Annotated in this window: 17 protein-coding genes; 4 read left to right on the top strand and 13 right to left on the bottom strand. The window is 37.0% G+C overall.

Annotated features, from left to right (window positions below; all coding sequences use genetic code 11):
- Positions 1–45: 45 nt before the first annotated feature.
- The 4 genes from AO058_RS01140 to AO058_RS01125 all read right to left on the bottom strand — a co-directional run bounded on the left by AO058_RS01140 (position 46) and on the right by AO058_RS01125 (position 2,474).
- Entirely contained in the window at positions 46–549 is a 504-nt protein-coding gene (locus tag AO058_RS01140; RefSeq protein ID WP_075324843.1) for a pyridoxamine 5'-phosphate oxidase family protein, read from the bottom strand.
- Positions 550–652: 103 nt separating this feature from the next.
- Complete coding sequence (locus tag AO058_RS01135; protein ID WP_075324842.1) at positions 653–1,504, bottom strand: fructosamine kinase family protein; 852 nt, start codon at positions 1,502–1,504, stop codon at positions 653–655.
- Positions 1,491–1,973: a dihydrofolate reductase gene (locus AO058_RS01130; RefSeq protein WP_075324841.1), complete on the bottom strand. Its 483-nt coding sequence runs from the start codon at positions 1,971–1,973 to the stop codon at positions 1,491–1,493. Before AO058_RS01130 ends, AO058_RS01135 begins: the two co-directional genes overlap by 14 nt.
- 3 nt (positions 1,974–1,976) lie before the next feature.
- Positions 1,977–2,474 carry a 2TM domain-containing protein gene (locus AO058_RS01125; protein ID WP_075324840.1) on the bottom strand — a complete coding sequence of 166 codons (498 nt, stop codon included), beginning with the start codon at positions 2,472–2,474 and terminating at the stop codon, positions 1,977–1,979.
- Between the two features lie 63 nt (positions 2,475–2,537).
- On the opposite strand from AO058_RS01125, the gene AO058_RS01120 reads away from it, so the two are divergent.
- Positions 2,538–3,623 carry an aminotransferase class V-fold PLP-dependent enzyme gene (locus AO058_RS01120; protein ID WP_075324839.1) on the top strand — a complete coding sequence of 362 codons (1,086 nt, stop codon included), beginning with the start codon at positions 2,538–2,540 and terminating at the stop codon, positions 3,621–3,623.
- A gap of 5 nt (positions 3,624–3,628) precedes the next feature.
- Here the strand turns inward: AO058_RS01120 and egtD are convergent, their stop codons facing one another.
- The 9 genes from egtD to AO058_RS01075 all read right to left on the bottom strand — a co-directional run bounded on the left by egtD (position 3,629) and on the right by AO058_RS01075 (position 11,860).
- Complete coding sequence (gene egtD / locus AO058_RS01115) at positions 3,629–4,597, bottom strand: L-histidine N(alpha)-methyltransferase (protein ID WP_075324838.1); 969 nt, start codon at positions 4,595–4,597, stop codon at positions 3,629–3,631.
- 13 nt (positions 4,598–4,610) lie between these two features.
- Positions 4,611–5,774 (bottom strand): ergothioneine biosynthesis protein EgtB, encoded by a 1,164-nt coding sequence (gene egtB / locus AO058_RS01110; RefSeq protein WP_075324837.1) that lies wholly within the window; start codon positions 5,772–5,774, stop codon positions 4,611–4,613.
- Positions 5,775–5,876: 102 nt separating this feature from the next.
- Positions 5,877–6,287, bottom strand: a complete 411-nt coding sequence (locus tag AO058_RS01105) for an energy transducer TonB (RefSeq protein WP_075324836.1) — start codon at positions 6,285–6,287, stop codon at positions 5,877–5,879.
- Between the two features lie 33 nt (positions 6,288–6,320).
- Positions 6,321–6,698, bottom strand: coding sequence for an energy transducer TonB (locus tag AO058_RS01100; RefSeq protein WP_075324835.1), 378 nt, complete (start codon positions 6,696–6,698; stop codon positions 6,321–6,323).
- A 32-nt stretch (positions 6,699–6,730) separates the two neighbouring features.
- Positions 6,731–7,555 carry a thymidylate synthase gene (locus AO058_RS01095; protein WP_075324834.1) on the bottom strand — a complete coding sequence of 275 codons (825 nt, stop codon included), beginning with the start codon at positions 7,553–7,555 and terminating at the stop codon, positions 6,731–6,733.
- Positions 7,556–7,634: 79 nt separating this feature from the next.
- Complete coding sequence (locus AO058_RS01090; RefSeq protein ID WP_075327846.1) at positions 7,635–9,335, bottom strand: NupC/NupG family nucleoside CNT transporter; 1,701 nt, start codon at positions 9,333–9,335, stop codon at positions 7,635–7,637.
- An 11-nt stretch (positions 9,336–9,346) separates the two neighbouring features.
- On the bottom strand, positions 9,347–9,970 hold the full coding sequence (locus tag AO058_RS01085; RefSeq protein WP_075324833.1) for a bifunctional nuclease family protein: 624 nt from the start codon (positions 9,968–9,970) through the stop codon (positions 9,347–9,349).
- Between the two features lie 83 nt (positions 9,971–10,053).
- Positions 10,054–11,016 carry an electron transfer flavoprotein subunit alpha/FixB family protein gene (locus AO058_RS01080; protein WP_075324832.1) on the bottom strand — a complete coding sequence of 321 codons (963 nt, stop codon included), beginning with the start codon at positions 11,014–11,016 and terminating at the stop codon, positions 10,054–10,056.
- Positions 11,017–11,113: 97 nt separating this feature from the next.
- Complete coding sequence (locus tag AO058_RS01075) at positions 11,114–11,860, bottom strand: electron transfer flavoprotein subunit beta/FixA family protein (protein WP_075324831.1); 747 nt, start codon at positions 11,858–11,860, stop codon at positions 11,114–11,116.
- A gap of 309 nt (positions 11,861–12,169) precedes the next feature.
- Between AO058_RS01075 and AO058_RS01070 the strand changes: the two genes are divergently transcribed.
- From AO058_RS01070 to AO058_RS01060, 3 genes are all read left to right on the top strand, one after another.
- Entirely contained in the window at positions 12,170–13,150 is a 981-nt protein-coding gene (locus tag AO058_RS01070; RefSeq protein WP_075324830.1) for a pyruvate dehydrogenase complex E1 component subunit beta, read from the top strand.
- A 170-nt stretch (positions 13,151–13,320) separates the two neighbouring features.
- Positions 13,321–15,816, top strand: a complete 2,496-nt coding sequence (locus AO058_RS01065; RefSeq protein WP_075324829.1) for a DUF5686 and carboxypeptidase-like regulatory domain-containing protein — start codon at positions 13,321–13,323, stop codon at positions 15,814–15,816.
- Positions 15,817–15,881: 65 nt separating this feature from the next.
- A complete protein-coding gene (locus tag AO058_RS01060) occupies positions 15,882–16,400 on the top strand; it encodes an inorganic diphosphatase (protein ID WP_075327845.1) in 519 nt (172 codons plus the stop codon).
- Positions 16,401–16,513 lie beyond the last annotated feature (113 nt).

The following is a 16,513-nucleotide window of genomic DNA, read 5'->3' as shown; positions in this document are numbered from 1 at the left end:
TAACAAATGCGCTGTTACGAGGTCTTTCCTTGAGAATTTCTAAATCTAAAGATTCAATTTTCCTTTTTCTCCAATATCTCCTTTTTTGTCACCGGTTACTGCTGCCGCTCCTATTTTTAAAAAGGTTACAAATTTATTTTGCTTGTTATCCCAAAAATAAGCTTCTTTTGGAACTACTTTTATTGCGGTTAAATTAGGATCATCTACCCCATTAAACCAGGCATCATCCATTTTTCCGTAGAATTCTTCTAAAACATTTTTATTGGTTTCTATAGTAGCTTTCCCGTAAATGCTTATAAATTCCATATCTGAGGTATCACTATATAGAAGTTGAACATCATTATCTTTGGCGATATCTCCATTATGGTCGCTATCCAGCCTGCTAAAGAACCAGATATTTCCTTCTTTATCTACCTCTTTGGTAGTCATTGGTACGGCACTTAAGGGTTTGTTGCCAAAATCTGTAACGAACATACAGGTTTTAATGTCTTTTACCATTGACTTCATTTTATCTAAAGCCTCGTCTTTATTCAAATTTTCAGTACTCATTTTTTTTAAGTTTAAGTTGGAAGTTTGAATTTAATGAGTATCCACGCCTATCTGCGCTAATAAACTCCTAAAAGAATAAAGTGTCCTGTTAAGAATTGTGAAATTAGCTGAATTGCTTAATAATACTGGTAACCTGAGCTTTATATCCGGCACCAAAAAGATTAAGATGAACCAATAAATAGTAAAGTTGCCAAAGCCGAATTCGTTCTTCGAAACCCGATACTAAAGGAAAATCCTTTTTGTAGCTATTAAATAATTCCTTATCAAATCCGCCAAAAAGTTGCATCATTGAAAGGTCCATTTCACGTGGAGCAAAAGCTGTGGCAGGATCTATAAGGCAGGGATCGCCATTTCCATTAACCAGATAATTACCACCCCAAAGATCACCGTGAATTAGCGAGGGTTTTTCATCTGGAATTATTGCTGAAATATTGCTGAAAAACGATCTAGTGACACCAAGGTCATAACCTCTATCTTTCGCTATCTTTAGTTGAGGTTCCAGTCGTTCAGAAATATAGAAGTTGGCTGCTGAGGCTGCAGCATTGTTTTGTTGCGGAAGACTACCAATATAATTATCCCGGTGAAATCCGAATTCCTCTGAAGTGGTTCTATGCAAAGCGGCCATTTGCTTTCCAAAATCTTCCCAGAAAGTGGAGGATTTGGCGGTACTCTCTTTGTATTCCAAAAGTAAATATGAAGTATTTTCAATTTTACCAATTCCCAGAATATTGGGAACATCAATTACTTTTGGTTTTTGAAGAGCTTCCAGGCCGGCTTTTTCGGCTTCAAACATTCCCGGGAACTTTTCAGCATTATTTATTTTTACTACCTGCTTTTTCTCTTCCGAAGTAATTAGGAAAACATCATTGATATCTCCACCGGTTAGTCGGTTAAATTTTGCGTTGTTTAGGTTATGTTCTTCAGCTATTTTATTTAGAATGTTATTTTCTAACATAGGTAAGGTAAGTAAAGGCGTAATCGTGTTTTTCGTCTTTCGGGTGAAAGTCTTCGGCTATTAACTTCCATTTTTCTTCATCTATTTCCGGAAAAAAAGTATCGGCTTCAAAAGTACCGTGCACTCTTGTTAGTTCAATTTTATCGGCCACGTCCATTCCTAATTCATAAATTTCACCGCCACCAATTATAAAAGGCTGTTCATCTTTTCTGGCAAATTCCAGCCCTTTTTCTAAAGAAGAAACCACGGTGGCATCTTTGTGCAGATAATTATCTTTTCGGGTAATTACAATATGGGTGCGATTTGGAAGTGGTTTCGGGAAAGTTTCAAAAGTTTTTCTTCCCATAATAATGTGATGCCCGGTAGTAAGTCTTTTAAAACGCTTAAAATCGTCTGGCAGGTGCCACACTAAATCCTGATCTTTTCCCAGCGCATTATTTTCCGCGGCAGCGGCAATCATTGTTATCATATTTTAAGTATTGTATGGTTGATCTGGCTTTTCGGGATCGTTAGTCTTTGGTTTAAAACGCTCGTTTCCGCTTTTTAATTCCGGCGTATTTTCTGGTTTTTGGGTAGTTTCTTTTTGCGGCGGATTTGCAGGAAAATCTTTCTCAACCTGCGTTTGCATTTTCGCAATTTTTTCTTTTTGTTTCTGTACTAATTTTGCCATTTGCTTATCCTGCCATTCTTTACCCAGGAATTTATTGGTGATAAAAACATTAAATACGTGAACCAAAAAGATAAACGCCCAAAGTAAAATGGCCCATACAAACCAGTTATAGCCCAATGGCATAAAATTCTCCTGATAGCCAATAACCACATTTAAAACGATGAGAAATACGGCCCCGATTAGAAATATTATAAAATGCTGAAATAATCTCTTTTTTTGCAGGGTGCGTTTACGTGCGTGTTCATAGAGTTCACGCTGTTCTGCATCGAGTTTGGAAGTGTTTTTCTTTTTAGAAAACATAATTAGAATTACTTTAGTGTCTATTCCAAATTTACAGTTTTTGTTAACAATTCGTAGAGGAAAATGGAGAATTTAAGAAAAGGCTTTCCGGTTTTAGAACAATATACCTATTTAAATACCGCGGCTTCGGGATTATTGCCGGAAACGGTTTGGGAATTCAGGCAAAATCACGATTTAGATTTTCTTCTTGGAGCAAGCGTTTTTAAAGAGAAGCAAGCCGGGATTTTAAGCAAAACCCGGGAGCTTGTTGGCGAAACTTTTGTATGCCCACATGCACAGGTGGCTTTAGTGCCCAATTTCTCTTACGGATTTAATACTTTGCTGGAAGGGCTTGAAAAACCTCAAAAAGCACTACTGGTTAAAAATGATTATCCGTCGCTAAACTGGGCCGTAGAATCCAGGGATTTTGAAATATCTTATGCTGAAATTAATGAAAGTCTAGAGAAAAATATCGCTGAAGCTTTCGAGAAACAGCAACCCGATTTCTTTGCTTTTAGCGTCGTACAATACATTAACGGAATTAAAATAGACCTGGAATTTCTTCAAAATCTAAAAAAGGAATATCCTGAAACATTATTTATAGCCGATGGAACCCAGTTTTGCGGCACTGAAGCTTATAATTTTAATGAGAGTGCTATTGATATTCTAATTTGCAGCACCTATAAATGGCTAAACGCCGGGTATGGAAATGCATTTATGCTCTTTAAAAAAGAAGTGGAAGGAAAGATTGCTCCAAAAGCTTTAGGTTTTGGTTCTTTACAGGGAAAATACAAAGCTCACGAGGGAAATTTTATAGGAAAGTTTGAGCCCGGCCACCAGGATACGCTGAATTATGGAAGTTTGGCCGAAGCTTTAAAACTGATTAAAAAGATAGGAATAGGTGAAATTTCATCGAGAATTAAGGCTTTAAGCAGGAAAGCTAAATCTGAATTTACCAAAATGAATCTCCTGGAAGAAAGCGTGGTAAATCGCGCTGAACATTCTTCTATCTTTAATATAAAAGGCAACAATAAATTGTTTGAATACCTAAGAAGCAAACAAATTATTACATCACAACGCGGAGAAGGAATACGCGTGAGTTTTCATTATTTTAATACTGAAAATGAGCTGAATTTGCTTTTAAAGGAATTGAGGAATTTTGGGATCTGAATTTTTTATACTTTTTTCCTGAAAATATAATTTTTATAATATTTATTACTATCCTCAAAACTGGTTTGGATTTCTAATCCGGCTTCTTTTGCCAGCCACTCGACCACTGCATCATCGTATTTTTGTGAAATTTCGGTATGAATACTTTCCCAGGCATCAAAACTTACTTCTAAATCCAGTTTATTTATAGCCACTTTTTGATTCTCCTTGCTAACCAGGTAGCTTTTTGCAGTACCACTTTCAGGATCGTAAGTTTCCCAGTGAATAAAATTATCAGGATTAAAATTTGCATCTAATTCTTTATTGATTCGGTTCAATAAATTTTTATTAAAAGCTTCCGTAATTCCGGCTGCGTCGTTATAAGCATCTAATATTTTCTGAGGGTCTTTTTTCTGATCAAAGCCCATAAAAAGCATATCTTCTGATGACATTGCTTCCTGAATATTCCGAAGAAATTCAATGGCGTTTTCGTGTAAAAGATTACCAATATTAGAGCCTAAAACTAAAATTATCTTCGTGCGGCTACTATAATCGGCCAGGTTTTCCAGGGTTTTAAAATAGGTGCCCTGTTGGATTTTAACACTCACTTCTGGTATTTCATTTTTTAAAGAGTTTTCCAGCTCCTTCAAAACACTTTGGCTAATATCAATAGGTAAATAATTAAAATCGTATTCCTTGTCTACCAGTTCTTTCAATAAAACTTTGGTTTTCTTGCCGTCTCCGGCGCCGAGTTCAATAAGGTCAAATCCGCCTTTTTTATTGATGATTTCAGCAATAGCCGACTTATGTTTTTTCAGAATATTTAACTCGCAATTAGTGAGATAATATTCTGGCATTGCCATTATTTGCTGAAAAAGTTTATCTCCTTTTTCATCATAAATATATTTTGAAAGTAAATATTTTGGAAAGCTGGTTAGGCCTTTGTACACGTCTTCTTCAAAAGCCGACTGAAATGTGGTTGGTGTGGTTTTCATTTAAATTTGTTGGTTATTTAGCCAATCTTAAGCCGGTGAATTGCCAGCGTAAATGTGGATGAAAAAAATTGCGATAAGTAGGGCGGGAATGATTTGGTGATGTGGCAACTGAAGAACCGCGAAGCACTTTTTGGCTTACCATGAATTTACCATTGTATTCGCCAAGTGCACCTTTGGGTTTAGTGTAATTAGGGTAGGGGGAATAAGCGCTCTCTGTCCATTCCCAGCGGGTGCCCCAGTTAAAATATTGCTGTGCGGTTTCCCATTCAAATTCGGTTGGTAATCTTAAATTTTTCCATTGGGCAAATGCAAAAGCTTCAAAATATGAAATGTGACTTAGTGGGGCTTCAGGCACCAGTTTTGTAAGTCCGTTTAATGTATATTGATGCCACTCTCCATCTATTTTATGCCAGTAAAATGGCGCTTCAATATTGTTATTGTTTACCCAATCCCAACCTTCGGCGTGCCAAAGCAAAACATCTTTATAAGCTCCGGCTTCTATAAATTCTATAAACTCGGCATTGGTAACCAATTTGTTCGAAATCTGGTAATCGTTTAAATAAACCTTGTGAACGCCCTGTTCATTGTCGTAGCAGAAATCATCGGTTTTATGGCCAACTTCGTAAACGCCTTCAGAAATCGAAATCCATTCTTGTTTAAAATCCTGGATAGGATTCTCTTTAAATTGATCGTTATATTCAGGAAATAATGGATTATTCCCGAGGATATATTTAATATCGGTTAATAAAAGTTCCTGGTGTTGTTTTTCGTGGTGGCAACCAATTTCTACTACCCCGCAAAGTTCTTCTGAAATTTTCTCTCCTTTTAAAAATTTCTGCATTGCCTTTGATACATAGTTTCGGTACTCATAAACCCAGGCAACGGTGGGACGTGATAAATTTCCCCGATTGGTACGAATTACCTTATCGCCAACACTTTCGTAATAACTATTAAAAACGTAGGCTGAATTCTTATCAAAAAGTTTATAATTCTTAACATTGGGTTTTAAAACAAATTCTTCAAAAAACCATGTGGTATGGCCAAGGTGCCATTTGGGGGGAGAAACATCTTCTATAGGTTGTACCACATAATCTTCGGTTTCCAGAAAGGAACAAATCAATTCAGAATGTGCCCTGGTTTTCTTAAAAAAATCGAGTAATTGTTCTTGTGACAGCATAAAAAAGAGTGGTACTTTTTTGGGTACCACTCAAATTTACAATTTTTTCTTTCGGTCTGAAACCAACGCTAGTTAAGGCCAAGTTAAAGTATAACTTGCTTACTATAGATTTAATGGAAGGGTGTAACTTATTTTTGTAGGTTTTCCTCCACGGGTTCCCGGTTTCATTTCGGGAATCTTTTTCAGCATATTTTCTACAGCTGCGATTACCGGTTTTTGATCACCTTTTACAGAATTTACCACCGTTTTCCCTTCTTCGTCTACGTGCATTTTTACTACAACCTTTCCTCTTATAAATTCCCCTTTATCATTTCTTGGGTATTTATAATTGTTTTTAACGTGTTCCATTAATTTTTGGTTGAAACAGTTTTTTAGGTCTTCACTGCTTTCACACCCAGGCCATACCGGTGCTTTTTCTCGTACGGTAACCGTATTTCCTTCTACATTTACATCGTCTTGAGCAAATGCAAAACTGCCGGTTAAAAGAAAGAAGCAAAACATTAATTTTTTCATAGCTTGGGGGATGTGGGTTTCCTTACTGTTTTTCTAGAAATTAAAAGGAACGGTAAAATTGCGGTCGTCTGGTTCGCCCTGTAAAGTTCCCGGTTCCATATCAGGAATTTTTTCTATCATTTTCTTAGCGGCAGCGTTTACTTTAGGTTCAGGACCGTCAACCGAATTTACTACTGCTTTACCTTCTTCAGTAATTGTAAAAGAGATCTTTACTTTTCCGCGAATATAATCACCGTCCTCGGTTTGCGGGTATTCGTAATTTTCTCTCACGTGTTGTGATAGTTTTTGATTAAAACAGGCTTTTACGTCTTCGGCGTCTTCACAACCGGGCCAAACCGGCGAAGTTTGTTGTGCCTGGGCACTGGTTAAGCCTCCAATTACAAAACATGCGATAAGCATTAACTTTTTCATAAACTTTAAAATTTTAATTAAATTATTTTGGGTTATACCGCCACCTTTGCTTTTATGCCAGGATGCGGATTATAATCTTCTAATTTAAAATCTTTATAGTCGAAATCAAAAATATTTTTTATTTCAGGATTTATTTTCATTGTTGGTAAGGCTCTTGGCTCCCTGGAAAGCTGCAATTTTACCTGATCCATATGATTGCTGTAAATATGAACATCCCCAAAGGTGTGAATAAAATCGCCTGCTTCATAACCGCAAACCTGCGCCATCATCATTGTTAAAAGCGCGTAAGAAGCTATATTGAAAGGTACCCCAAGGAAAACATCGGCGCTTCTTTGATAAAGCTGAAGGGATAATTTTCCATCTGCTACATAAAACTGGAAAAACGCGTGGCAGGGCGGAAGTGCTGCTTTTCCGTTAGCTACATTTTCTGAAAAAGATTTTGAAGAATCTGGCAGTACAGAAGGATTCCAGGCAGAAACCAACATTCTCCTGCTATTGGGATTCTTTTTCAGGGTTTCAATAATTTCTTTAATCTGGTCTATTTCTTCGCCATTCCAATTACGCCATTGCTTACCGTAAACAGGGCCTAAATCACCATTTTCATCGGCCCATTCATTCCAAATTCTAACGCCGTTTTCCTGCAAATACTCAACGTTGGTATCGCCTTTTAAAAACCACAGTAATTCATAAATAATAGATTTAAGATGTAGTTTTTTGGTGGTAACCATTGGGAAACCTTCTCCAAGGTCAAACCTTAATTGATGACCAAAAATACTCCTTGTGCCCGTGCCGGTTCTATCGCCTTTATCGGTTCCGTTATCTAAAATATGTTGTAAAAGCTCGTGATATTGTTTCATAAGTTTAGGGTGCAGAAGATTAGTTTTGCTAAAATAGCAAAAGCTTCTTAAATAAAATCCTGAAAGGTATTTTTATAAATTATCCAATAATCATTCCGGCGATTGTTGCCGAAAGTAGCGATGCAATAGTTCCGCCAATTAAAGCTTTCATCCCAAATTCAGATAAAGTTTTTCTTTGCCCCGGTGCCAGCGAGCCAATCCCTCCAATTTGGATTCCTATTGATGCAAAGTTTGCAAATCCGCATAGCATATATGTCGCCATAATTACCGATTTTTCGTAGGTAAGGCTAAGCGCGTTTGCGGTATTTTTAAGATCGGCCAGTTGAACGTAGCCTACAAATTCACTTGCTGCCAGTTTAATTCCCAGCAATTGCCCCATAAGCATCATATCTTCTTTTGCAACGCCAATAAGCCACATTAAAGGAGCGAAAATAGTTCCTAAAATAGCTTCCAGGGAAAACCCTGAATATGGGGTGTTTTCAGCTAAAAATGCATTTATACCCGTCCAGGAACCTGTCCAGTTCAGTATATAATTAATCATTGCGATAAATGCAATAAATACTAAAAGCATTGCTGCTACATTGGCGGCAAGTTTTAAACCTTCTGTAGTTCCATTGGCAATGGCATCAAGAATATTGGAGCCAATTTTATCTGAAGAAACATCAACGTTAGTATTAATTTTATTCTGTTGCGGGTATAATATTTTGGAAACTACAATCGCTCCCGGCGCCGCCATTACTGATGCTGCCAATAGGTGTTTTGCAAATTGAAGTCTAAGTTCGGGATCGTCACCACCTAGAAAACCAATATACGCGGCGAGTACACCACCGGCAACTGTTGCCATACCACCAATCATTACCAGCAAAATTTCAGAACGATTCATTCGTTCCAGGTAAGCTTTAATCATAAGTGGTGCTTCGGTTTGTCCCAGGAAGATATTCCCGGCCACACTTAAACTTTCGGCTCCCGAAATTCCTAATAATCGGGTAAGGATCATCGCCATTCCCTTTACTACAATCTGGATAACGCCCAGGTAAAATAGCACCGAGGTTAATGCTGAAAAGAAAATAATGGTGGGTAAAACCTGGAAAAGGAAAATAAAGCCGAAACTATCAACATCCATCATTCCCCCGAGAAGAAATTCACTTCCTGCCGCGGTAAAATCAAGGATTAGCACGAAGATATTTCCTACGAATTCAAATATATTCTGGATAAAAGTAATTTTTAGAACTCCAATTGCTAATAATAATTGGGCTCCAAGACCAATACCAATTGTTTTCCAGTTTATGGCTTTACGATTATTACTGAATAAGAAAGCGATAATAAGCAAGGTGAGCATTCCTAAAGCTCCACGGGCAATACTGCTAACTGAAAGTCCCGCACTGGGAATCATTTCTTTTACCATTGGTGCCGGAATTACCTCTTTTGGATCATTAAATGAGGTATCCTTAAAATGAAATTCTTTATTGGCGTGGTTAATTGCCAGGCTAGAATCTGTAAGAGTAGAAACACGATAATTTACAATACTATCCTTAGGAGTGTTGTAAAATAATACGAGCAGTTTATTTTGAAAAATATAATTTCCCCTGGCAAGCGTATCATCGGTTTTAATGATGCTAAATATTCCCTCGTCTAAGTTTAAGGTGTTGCCATTAATAAAGTTTTCCTGTGCAGATTCCTGCTGGTCCTGGTCTAAAGTCCAGGTTTTTGAAATGTCTTGAGAAAAAGTGCTGGTCACACTAAATAGAACTAAAATCAGGCAAAACCAGGTTTTATTCATAAAGTCGGGCATTATTTGCGTTTGGAGATTTCGTCCCGTATACGTGCCGCTTTTTCGTAATCTTCATTATTTACGGCCTGGGAGAGCAAAGTTTTTAGTTCGTCTAAAGATAATTTTTTGTAATTGATGTCGTCAGATTTTATATCAATATCATCTGGAAGTAATTCTTCTGAAATTATTTCTTCTTCCTGCTTTTCGGCGGCTTCCTGTTCTGCTTCATCTCCTTTCAGGAAGATTCCAGCTTTATCAAGAATGTTTTTATAAGTAAAAATAGGAGCATCAAACCTTAGCGCTAAAGCAATAGCATCGCTGGTACGCGCATCAATAATTTCTTCAATCTTATCGCGTTCGCAAATAAGGCTGGAGTAAAAAACTCCATCTACCAGTTTATGAATAATTACCTGTTTAACGGTGATCTCAAACCTGTCAGCAAAATTTTTAAAAAGGTCGTGGGTTAAGGGGCGGGGAGGTTTAATCTCTTTTTCCAGGGCAATCGCGATAGATTGCGCTTCAAAAGCTCCAATAACAATGGGGAGTTTACGTTCTCCCTCTACCTCGCTTAAGATTAAAGCGTAAGCTCCGTTCTGGGTTTGACTATAAGAAATTCCTTTTATATTAAGGCGCACTAAACTCATATATCATCAATTAAAAAAGGCTGTCTAAAGCAGGACTTTCACCGTATTTAGACAGCCCTTTTAAGGGGTGCAAGTTATAAAAATTATGCGTTTTTCGCTTTAAATTCCTTTAGTTTTTCGTTTAGCTTAGGTACGATCTCAAAAGCATCACCAACTACCCCGTAATCTGCGGCCTTAAAGAAAGGTGCTTCAGGATCGTTGTTAATCACTACTTTAGTCTTGGCAGCGTTAATTCCGGCTAAATGTTGAATAGCGCCAGAAATTCCCACAGCAATATAAAGGTTAGAAGCTACAGGTTTTCCTGTTTGCCCAACGTGTTCGCTGTGCGGTCTCCAACCCATATCACTAACAGGTTTAGAACAAGCGGTAGCTGCGCCAAGAATATCGGCCATTTCTTCTATCATTCCCCAGTTTTCCGGACCTTTAAGTCCGCGGCCACCAGAAACTACGATCTCCGCATCGGCAATTGTTACCTTGTCTTTTGCTTTATCTACCGATTCTACATTTACAGTAAAGTCACCTTCTTTTAATTCTGGTGAAAAATCTTCAACAGTAGCATCTCCTGCATTTTCTTTTAAGCCGAAAGCATTTTGAGATAATCCCACGATCTTAATATCTGTAGTGATTTTGGTAAAGTTGAAAGCTTTATTGGTAAAAGCACTTCTTTTTACTGTAAAAGGATCTGTGCTTTCTGGTGCTGCCATTACGTTAGAAGCATAACCAGCTTCTAAATGCACGGCTAAAAGTGGAGCCACATATTTGCTGTTCGCGCTTTGGCTTACCACAACTATTTTGCTTCCTTCTTTCTTTGCGGCTTGTGTCAAGGCATCAGCATAAGCTTCAGCATTGAATTTGCTTAATTTATCGTTTTGGATGTTAAGCACTTTGCTAACACCATATTTTCCAAGTTCAGAAGCATCAGTAGCGTTAAAACTTACTGCAACTACTTCATCACCGCCGGCTACTTCTTTTGCGTAAGAAGCAACTTCAAAAGCAGCTTTTTTAAACTTGCCATCTTCGGTTTCTGTATATACTAAAACTGACATATTATTTATTTTTTTTGTCATTCCCGCGCAGGCGGAAATCTATTTTATACTACTTTCCACATTTATTTCAGTAAAGGCGGAAATCTTATTTTCTAATTTATATCGCTTTGGCTTCGTTGTGAAGTAAATCTATCAATTCATCAAGATTTTCAGGATCTACCAGTTTTACATCTCCTTTTGGAGCTGGTTTTTCAAACTTCACAGCTTCGGTGTGAGTAGTTGCCTCATCGGGTTCTACAACATTAAGCGGCTTTTTACGGGCCTGCATAATTCCACGCATATTTGGAATCTTAAGATCGCTCTCTTCAACCAAACCTTTTTGTCCTCCAATTACTAAAGGAAGGGAAGCGGTTAAGGTTTCTTTACCACCATCTATTTCTCTAATTGCTGTAGCTTTATCACCTTCAACTTCCAAACTTATACAGGTATTAATGAAGTTAGCGTCAAGAATTGCAGCAAGCATTCCCGGTACCATTCCACCATTATAGTCAATAGATTCGCGGCCGGCGATTATAAGATCGTAACCACCTTCTTTAGCAACTTTTGCCAATTGTTTTGCTACCTGAAAACCATCGGTTGCAGGAGTATTTACTCTTATAGCATTATCGGCTCCAATAGCCAGGGCTTTTCTTAAAGTTGGTTCAGTTTCAGCGCCACCTACATTTACTACATCTACACTTGCGCCTTGTTTTTCTTTAAACCACATGGCACGGGTAAGTCCAAATTCATCATTTGGGTTAATTACAAAATTCACTCCGTTGGTATCGAATTTTGAATCGCCTTCGGTAAAATTGATTTTTGAGGTAGTATCAGGAACATGACTAATACATACTAATATTTTCATTATAGCGAGTTTTTAAAATTTATAACGATTTCGTTTACGAAGTTACATAATTTAATTCAGAAAATGCTATGCACGCATAATAAATTTCAGGAATTTTAATTCTTTAAATTTTATTGAATTCTTAAATAAACAGCAAATAATATAATTTAACAGCATAAAATAATAGTAAAATTCCTTATTTATTAATTGAAAGGCGTGTATTTTTAATTGATATAGCCTGTTTGCAAATTTTTGTGGATTATTAGTGGTGAAAACTTTATTGAATTACTATTTTTGTTCTTTCAAGATATATAAATAGTATAGCATATAATGAAGACAATTCAATTTAGGGAAGCCGTTCAGCAAGCGATGAGCGAAGAGATGCGAAAAGACGAGTCTATTTATTTAATGGGCGAGGAAGTAGCAGAATATAATGGTGCTTACAAAGCCTCTAAAGGTATGTTGGACGAGTTTGGCCCTGAGCGCGTGATAGATACCCCAATTGCTGAACTTGGATTTTCGGGAATTGGAGTAGGTTCAGCAATGAATGGTAACAGACCAATCATTGAATTTATGACCTTTAACTTCTCTTTAGTTGGAATTGACCAGATAATAAACAATGCGGCCAAAATGCGCCAAATGAGTGGTGGGCAGTTTAATATTCCTATTGTTTTTAGGGGACCAACTGCTTCTGCAGGACAATTGGGTGCAACGCACTCCCAGGCTTTTGAAAGCTGGTTTGCTAATTGTCCGGGTTTAAAAGTTATTGTTCCTTCAAACCCTTACGATGCTAAAGGTTTGCTAAAAGCCGCAATTAGAGATGACGATCCTGTGATCTTTATGGAAAGTGAGCAAATGTATGGCGATAAAGGGGAGGTGCCGGAAGAAGAATATGTTATCGAAATTGGGAAAGCCGATATTAAAAGGGAAGGTAGTGATGTAACTATTGTTTCTTTCGGAAAAATTATAAAAGAAGCCTACAAGGCAGCTGATAAATTGGCTGAAGACGATATTTCTTGCGAGATTATAGATCTTAGAACAATTCGCCCAATGGATCACGAGACCATTTTAGAGTCGGTTAAGAAAACCAATCGTTTGGTGATTTTAGAAGAAGCCTGGCCTTTTGGAAATATTGCTACTGAAATTACTTACCAGGTGCAATCCAAAGCTTTTGATTATTTAGATGCGCCAATTGTAAAAATTAACACTGCCGATACCCCGGCACCTTATTCTCCTGTATTGCTTAAAGAATGGTTGCCAAACAGCGACGATGTAATTAAAGCAGTGAAACAGGTTATGTATATTGACTAAACCAGCATGATGCTGGACGCAAAAATTAGTAATAAACAGTCATTTAATTATAAGTCTGTGAGTAATTCCATTTTTGGAACAAACTTACAAATAGATAGAAAATCCTTATAAATTTGAAACTTCATCGGATGCTGATTCGGTGAAGTTTTTTTTTGCCCTGAAGAATGAAGATGACGAAAGCAAATTTTCTTTCCCTATTCTTATTAATGTGCTGTACCATGCTTATGGCACAAACCAAAGTTGGCGGCGTGGTTAAAGACCAAAACGGCGAAGCACTTCCATTTGTAAATGTGATCTTTAATAATTCTTCGGAAGGAACAACTTCTGGTGAAAACGGGAAGTTCTATTTACAAAGTGAAAATAACCACACCGAACTCAAAATTTCTTTTATCGGTTATAAAACCGAAATAATCCCGCTTCAGCAAAAAACCAATCTGTCTCTTGAAATTGAATTACAGGAAGAGGCTTCCAGTCTTGCAGAGGTTAAAATTGTCAGGGGAAAAACTTCAAAAAAGAATAATCCCGCTATAGATATTTTAAAAAAGATATGGGAAAATAAACGCGATAATGGGGTTTCTGCTTTTAAACAATATGAGTATAAAAAATACGAAAAACTGGAATTCGATTTAGACGGGATTGATAGCTCTGTAGTGAAAAACCCGGTTTTTAATGGTATGGAATTCATTTTTGACTATTCTGATACCAATAGAATTTCGGGAAAAACCATTCTTCCAGTTTTTATTAACGAATCGGTTTCTAAGGTTTATGGCGATAATATTGAAAATGAAGAACGCGAAGATCTCTTGGGAAATAAGAATTCTGGTTTTGAGCAAAATCAAAACCTAATTGCTGCGGTAAAAGATGTGTATGATGAATATAATGTCTACAACAACTATATCAAGGTTTTTGATAAAAGTTTTGTAAGTCCGCTTTCTACAACAGGCATCAACAACTACAATTATGTATTGAGCGATAGTACGTATATAGAAGATAAATGGTGTTACAATATAATTTATTATCCGCGTCGTGAGAACGAATTAACTTTTAAAGGAGATTTTTGGGTAAACGATACTACCTGGGCGGTGAAGAAAATAAATCTTGAAGCTTCCCGCGATGCCAATATAAACTGGGTAAAGGAGCTGTATATAGAGCAGGAATTTGAGGTGCTTAACGATTCGGTTTTTCTGATTTCTAAAGATTATTTCCAGGCTAATTTCTCATTAACCAAAAAAGAAAGTTCAAAAGGAGTTTACGCAAAACGCACCCGGGTTTTTGAAGAGTATCAATTCAACATAAAGAAAGCAGAAGATTTTTACGATAAACGAGCTTATAAATTTAACGAAGAGGTCTATAAACGGGATCAGAAATTTTGGAAAGAAAACCGTTTGGAAGAGCTAAATAAGGAAGAGGAAGATATTTATGTGATGCTGGATAGCTTAACCAATGTCCCCGCCTTTAATAGAATTTACGATATCGCAACCATCGCAGAATCTGGTTATGTAGAATTTAACGGTTGGGATTTTGGCCCTGTGTATTCTTTGTTCGACTATAATCAGGTAGAAGGATTTAGAACCCGTGTGGGCGGTAGAACTTATTTTGGGCAGCACGATCCCTGGCGAATTGAAGGTTATTTAGCCTATGGTTTTAAAGATGATAAATTTAAATATGGAATTTCAGGGAAATGGCTTTTAGATTCCAGGTCGCGTTTAATTATTTCTGGCGGAAAAAGAAGGGATATAGAACAACTGGGCGCAAGTTTAACCAATAATACTACAGATGTTTTGGGGCGTAGCTTAGCATCATCTGGTTTGGTAAGCGTGGGCGATAATAATAAATTGAGTAATATAGATTTAAGTACCGTAAATCTTGAAATTGAGCCATGGTATAATTTTAATGTTCGGTTTGGTGCTTCTTACCGCGAGTTAAGTTCGGCCTCCCCGGCGTTTAGTTTAGATTATTATACTAATGAAGCTCGAACCGAAACTGCTTCAACCATAAAACAAACCGAAATTTCTACCATTTTCACTTATACTCCCGGCAGGCAAACTTCTGGATTTGGAGTTGAACGAAATGTAGTGAACGAAGAAGAATTTCCTACCTTTTTCCTTAATTACACCCTGGGTTTAAAAAACGTATTAAATAGCGATTTTAATTACAAGAAGGTGCAGTTTTTTTACGATCAGCCACTTAAAATTGGCGGATTTGGAAGGGCAAATGCCAGTTTAGAAGCCGGAAAAACCTTTGGGGAAGTTCCATTGGGACTTTTAAACGTGGTGCCGGGAAACCAAACTTATTTCGCTATGTATAATTCATTTCCGGTGCTTAATTTCTATGAATTTGTAACCGATACTTATATTTCAGCGCATTTTGATCATAATTTCAATGGACGATTATTTGCCCGAATTCCGCTTTTACGAGAATTAAATTTACGGGAATTGGTAGGCGCCAGAGCTGTTTGGGGAGAGATTTCAGAAGAAAATAAAGCTTTAAATGCGTCCGGAATTCCGCTGAGAGCACCAAGTAAAGCACCATATTACGAGTATAGTGTAGGAGTAGGAAATATTCTTAAATTTCTAAGTATTGAAGCCCATTTTAGAGGAAATTATTTTGATGTTCCAGAGTCGCGGTCTTTTGCGGTAACAGCTTCCTTTGGTTTTCACTTCTAAATACGCCGAATTAATATTGATTTTCACTATATTTGCCGCCCTTAAATGAGAAAAAAGAAAGAAAAATGTCAGAAAGTTTTGATGTATTAATAGAGATCCCAAAGGGGAGTAGAAACAAATATGAGTACGATTTTGAGCTAAAGAAAGTCCGTTACGACAGGATGATCTTTTCTTCTATGATGTACCCGGCCGATTACGGTTTTATACCAAACACCCTTGCGCAGGATAGTGATCCATTAGACGTCCTGGTGTTGGTTAGTGAACCAACTTTCCCAGGAGTAGTAATGGAAGTTAAGCCAATTGGTGTTTTCCATATGGCCGATGAAAAAGGACCCGATGAGAAAATTATTTGTGTACCGGTTTCAGATCCTATTTGGAATAGATTGAATGATCTAAATGAATTGAACGGTCACATGGTTAAAGAAATTGAACATTTCTTTAAAGTTTATAAAGATCTTGAGAAGAAAAAAGTAGATGTTGGTGGTTGGGGAGATGCAAAAGAAGCTCGAGAAATTATAAAACAATGTGTAGAGCGCTTTGAGAATTTTGATGGTGATAAAGGTCAGTTTGGAATACAACCTTAATTTCAGTCATATAATTTTGATGATTTAAAAGCAATAACCTTAAAAAGTTATTGCTTTTTTAATTATCATTGATTTACTACATTAGCCATATTAACTAAAACTTAACAATTAAT

The sequence above is a fragment of the Salegentibacter sp. T436 genome (assembly GCF_001932675.1).
In the GTDB taxonomy this organism is placed as follows: domain Bacteria; phylum Bacteroidota; class Bacteroidia; order Flavobacteriales; family Flavobacteriaceae; genus Salegentibacter; species Salegentibacter agarivorans.
Note: the sequence above shows the minus strand (reverse complement) of the source record. Positions and strands in the feature narration are given on the sequence as shown.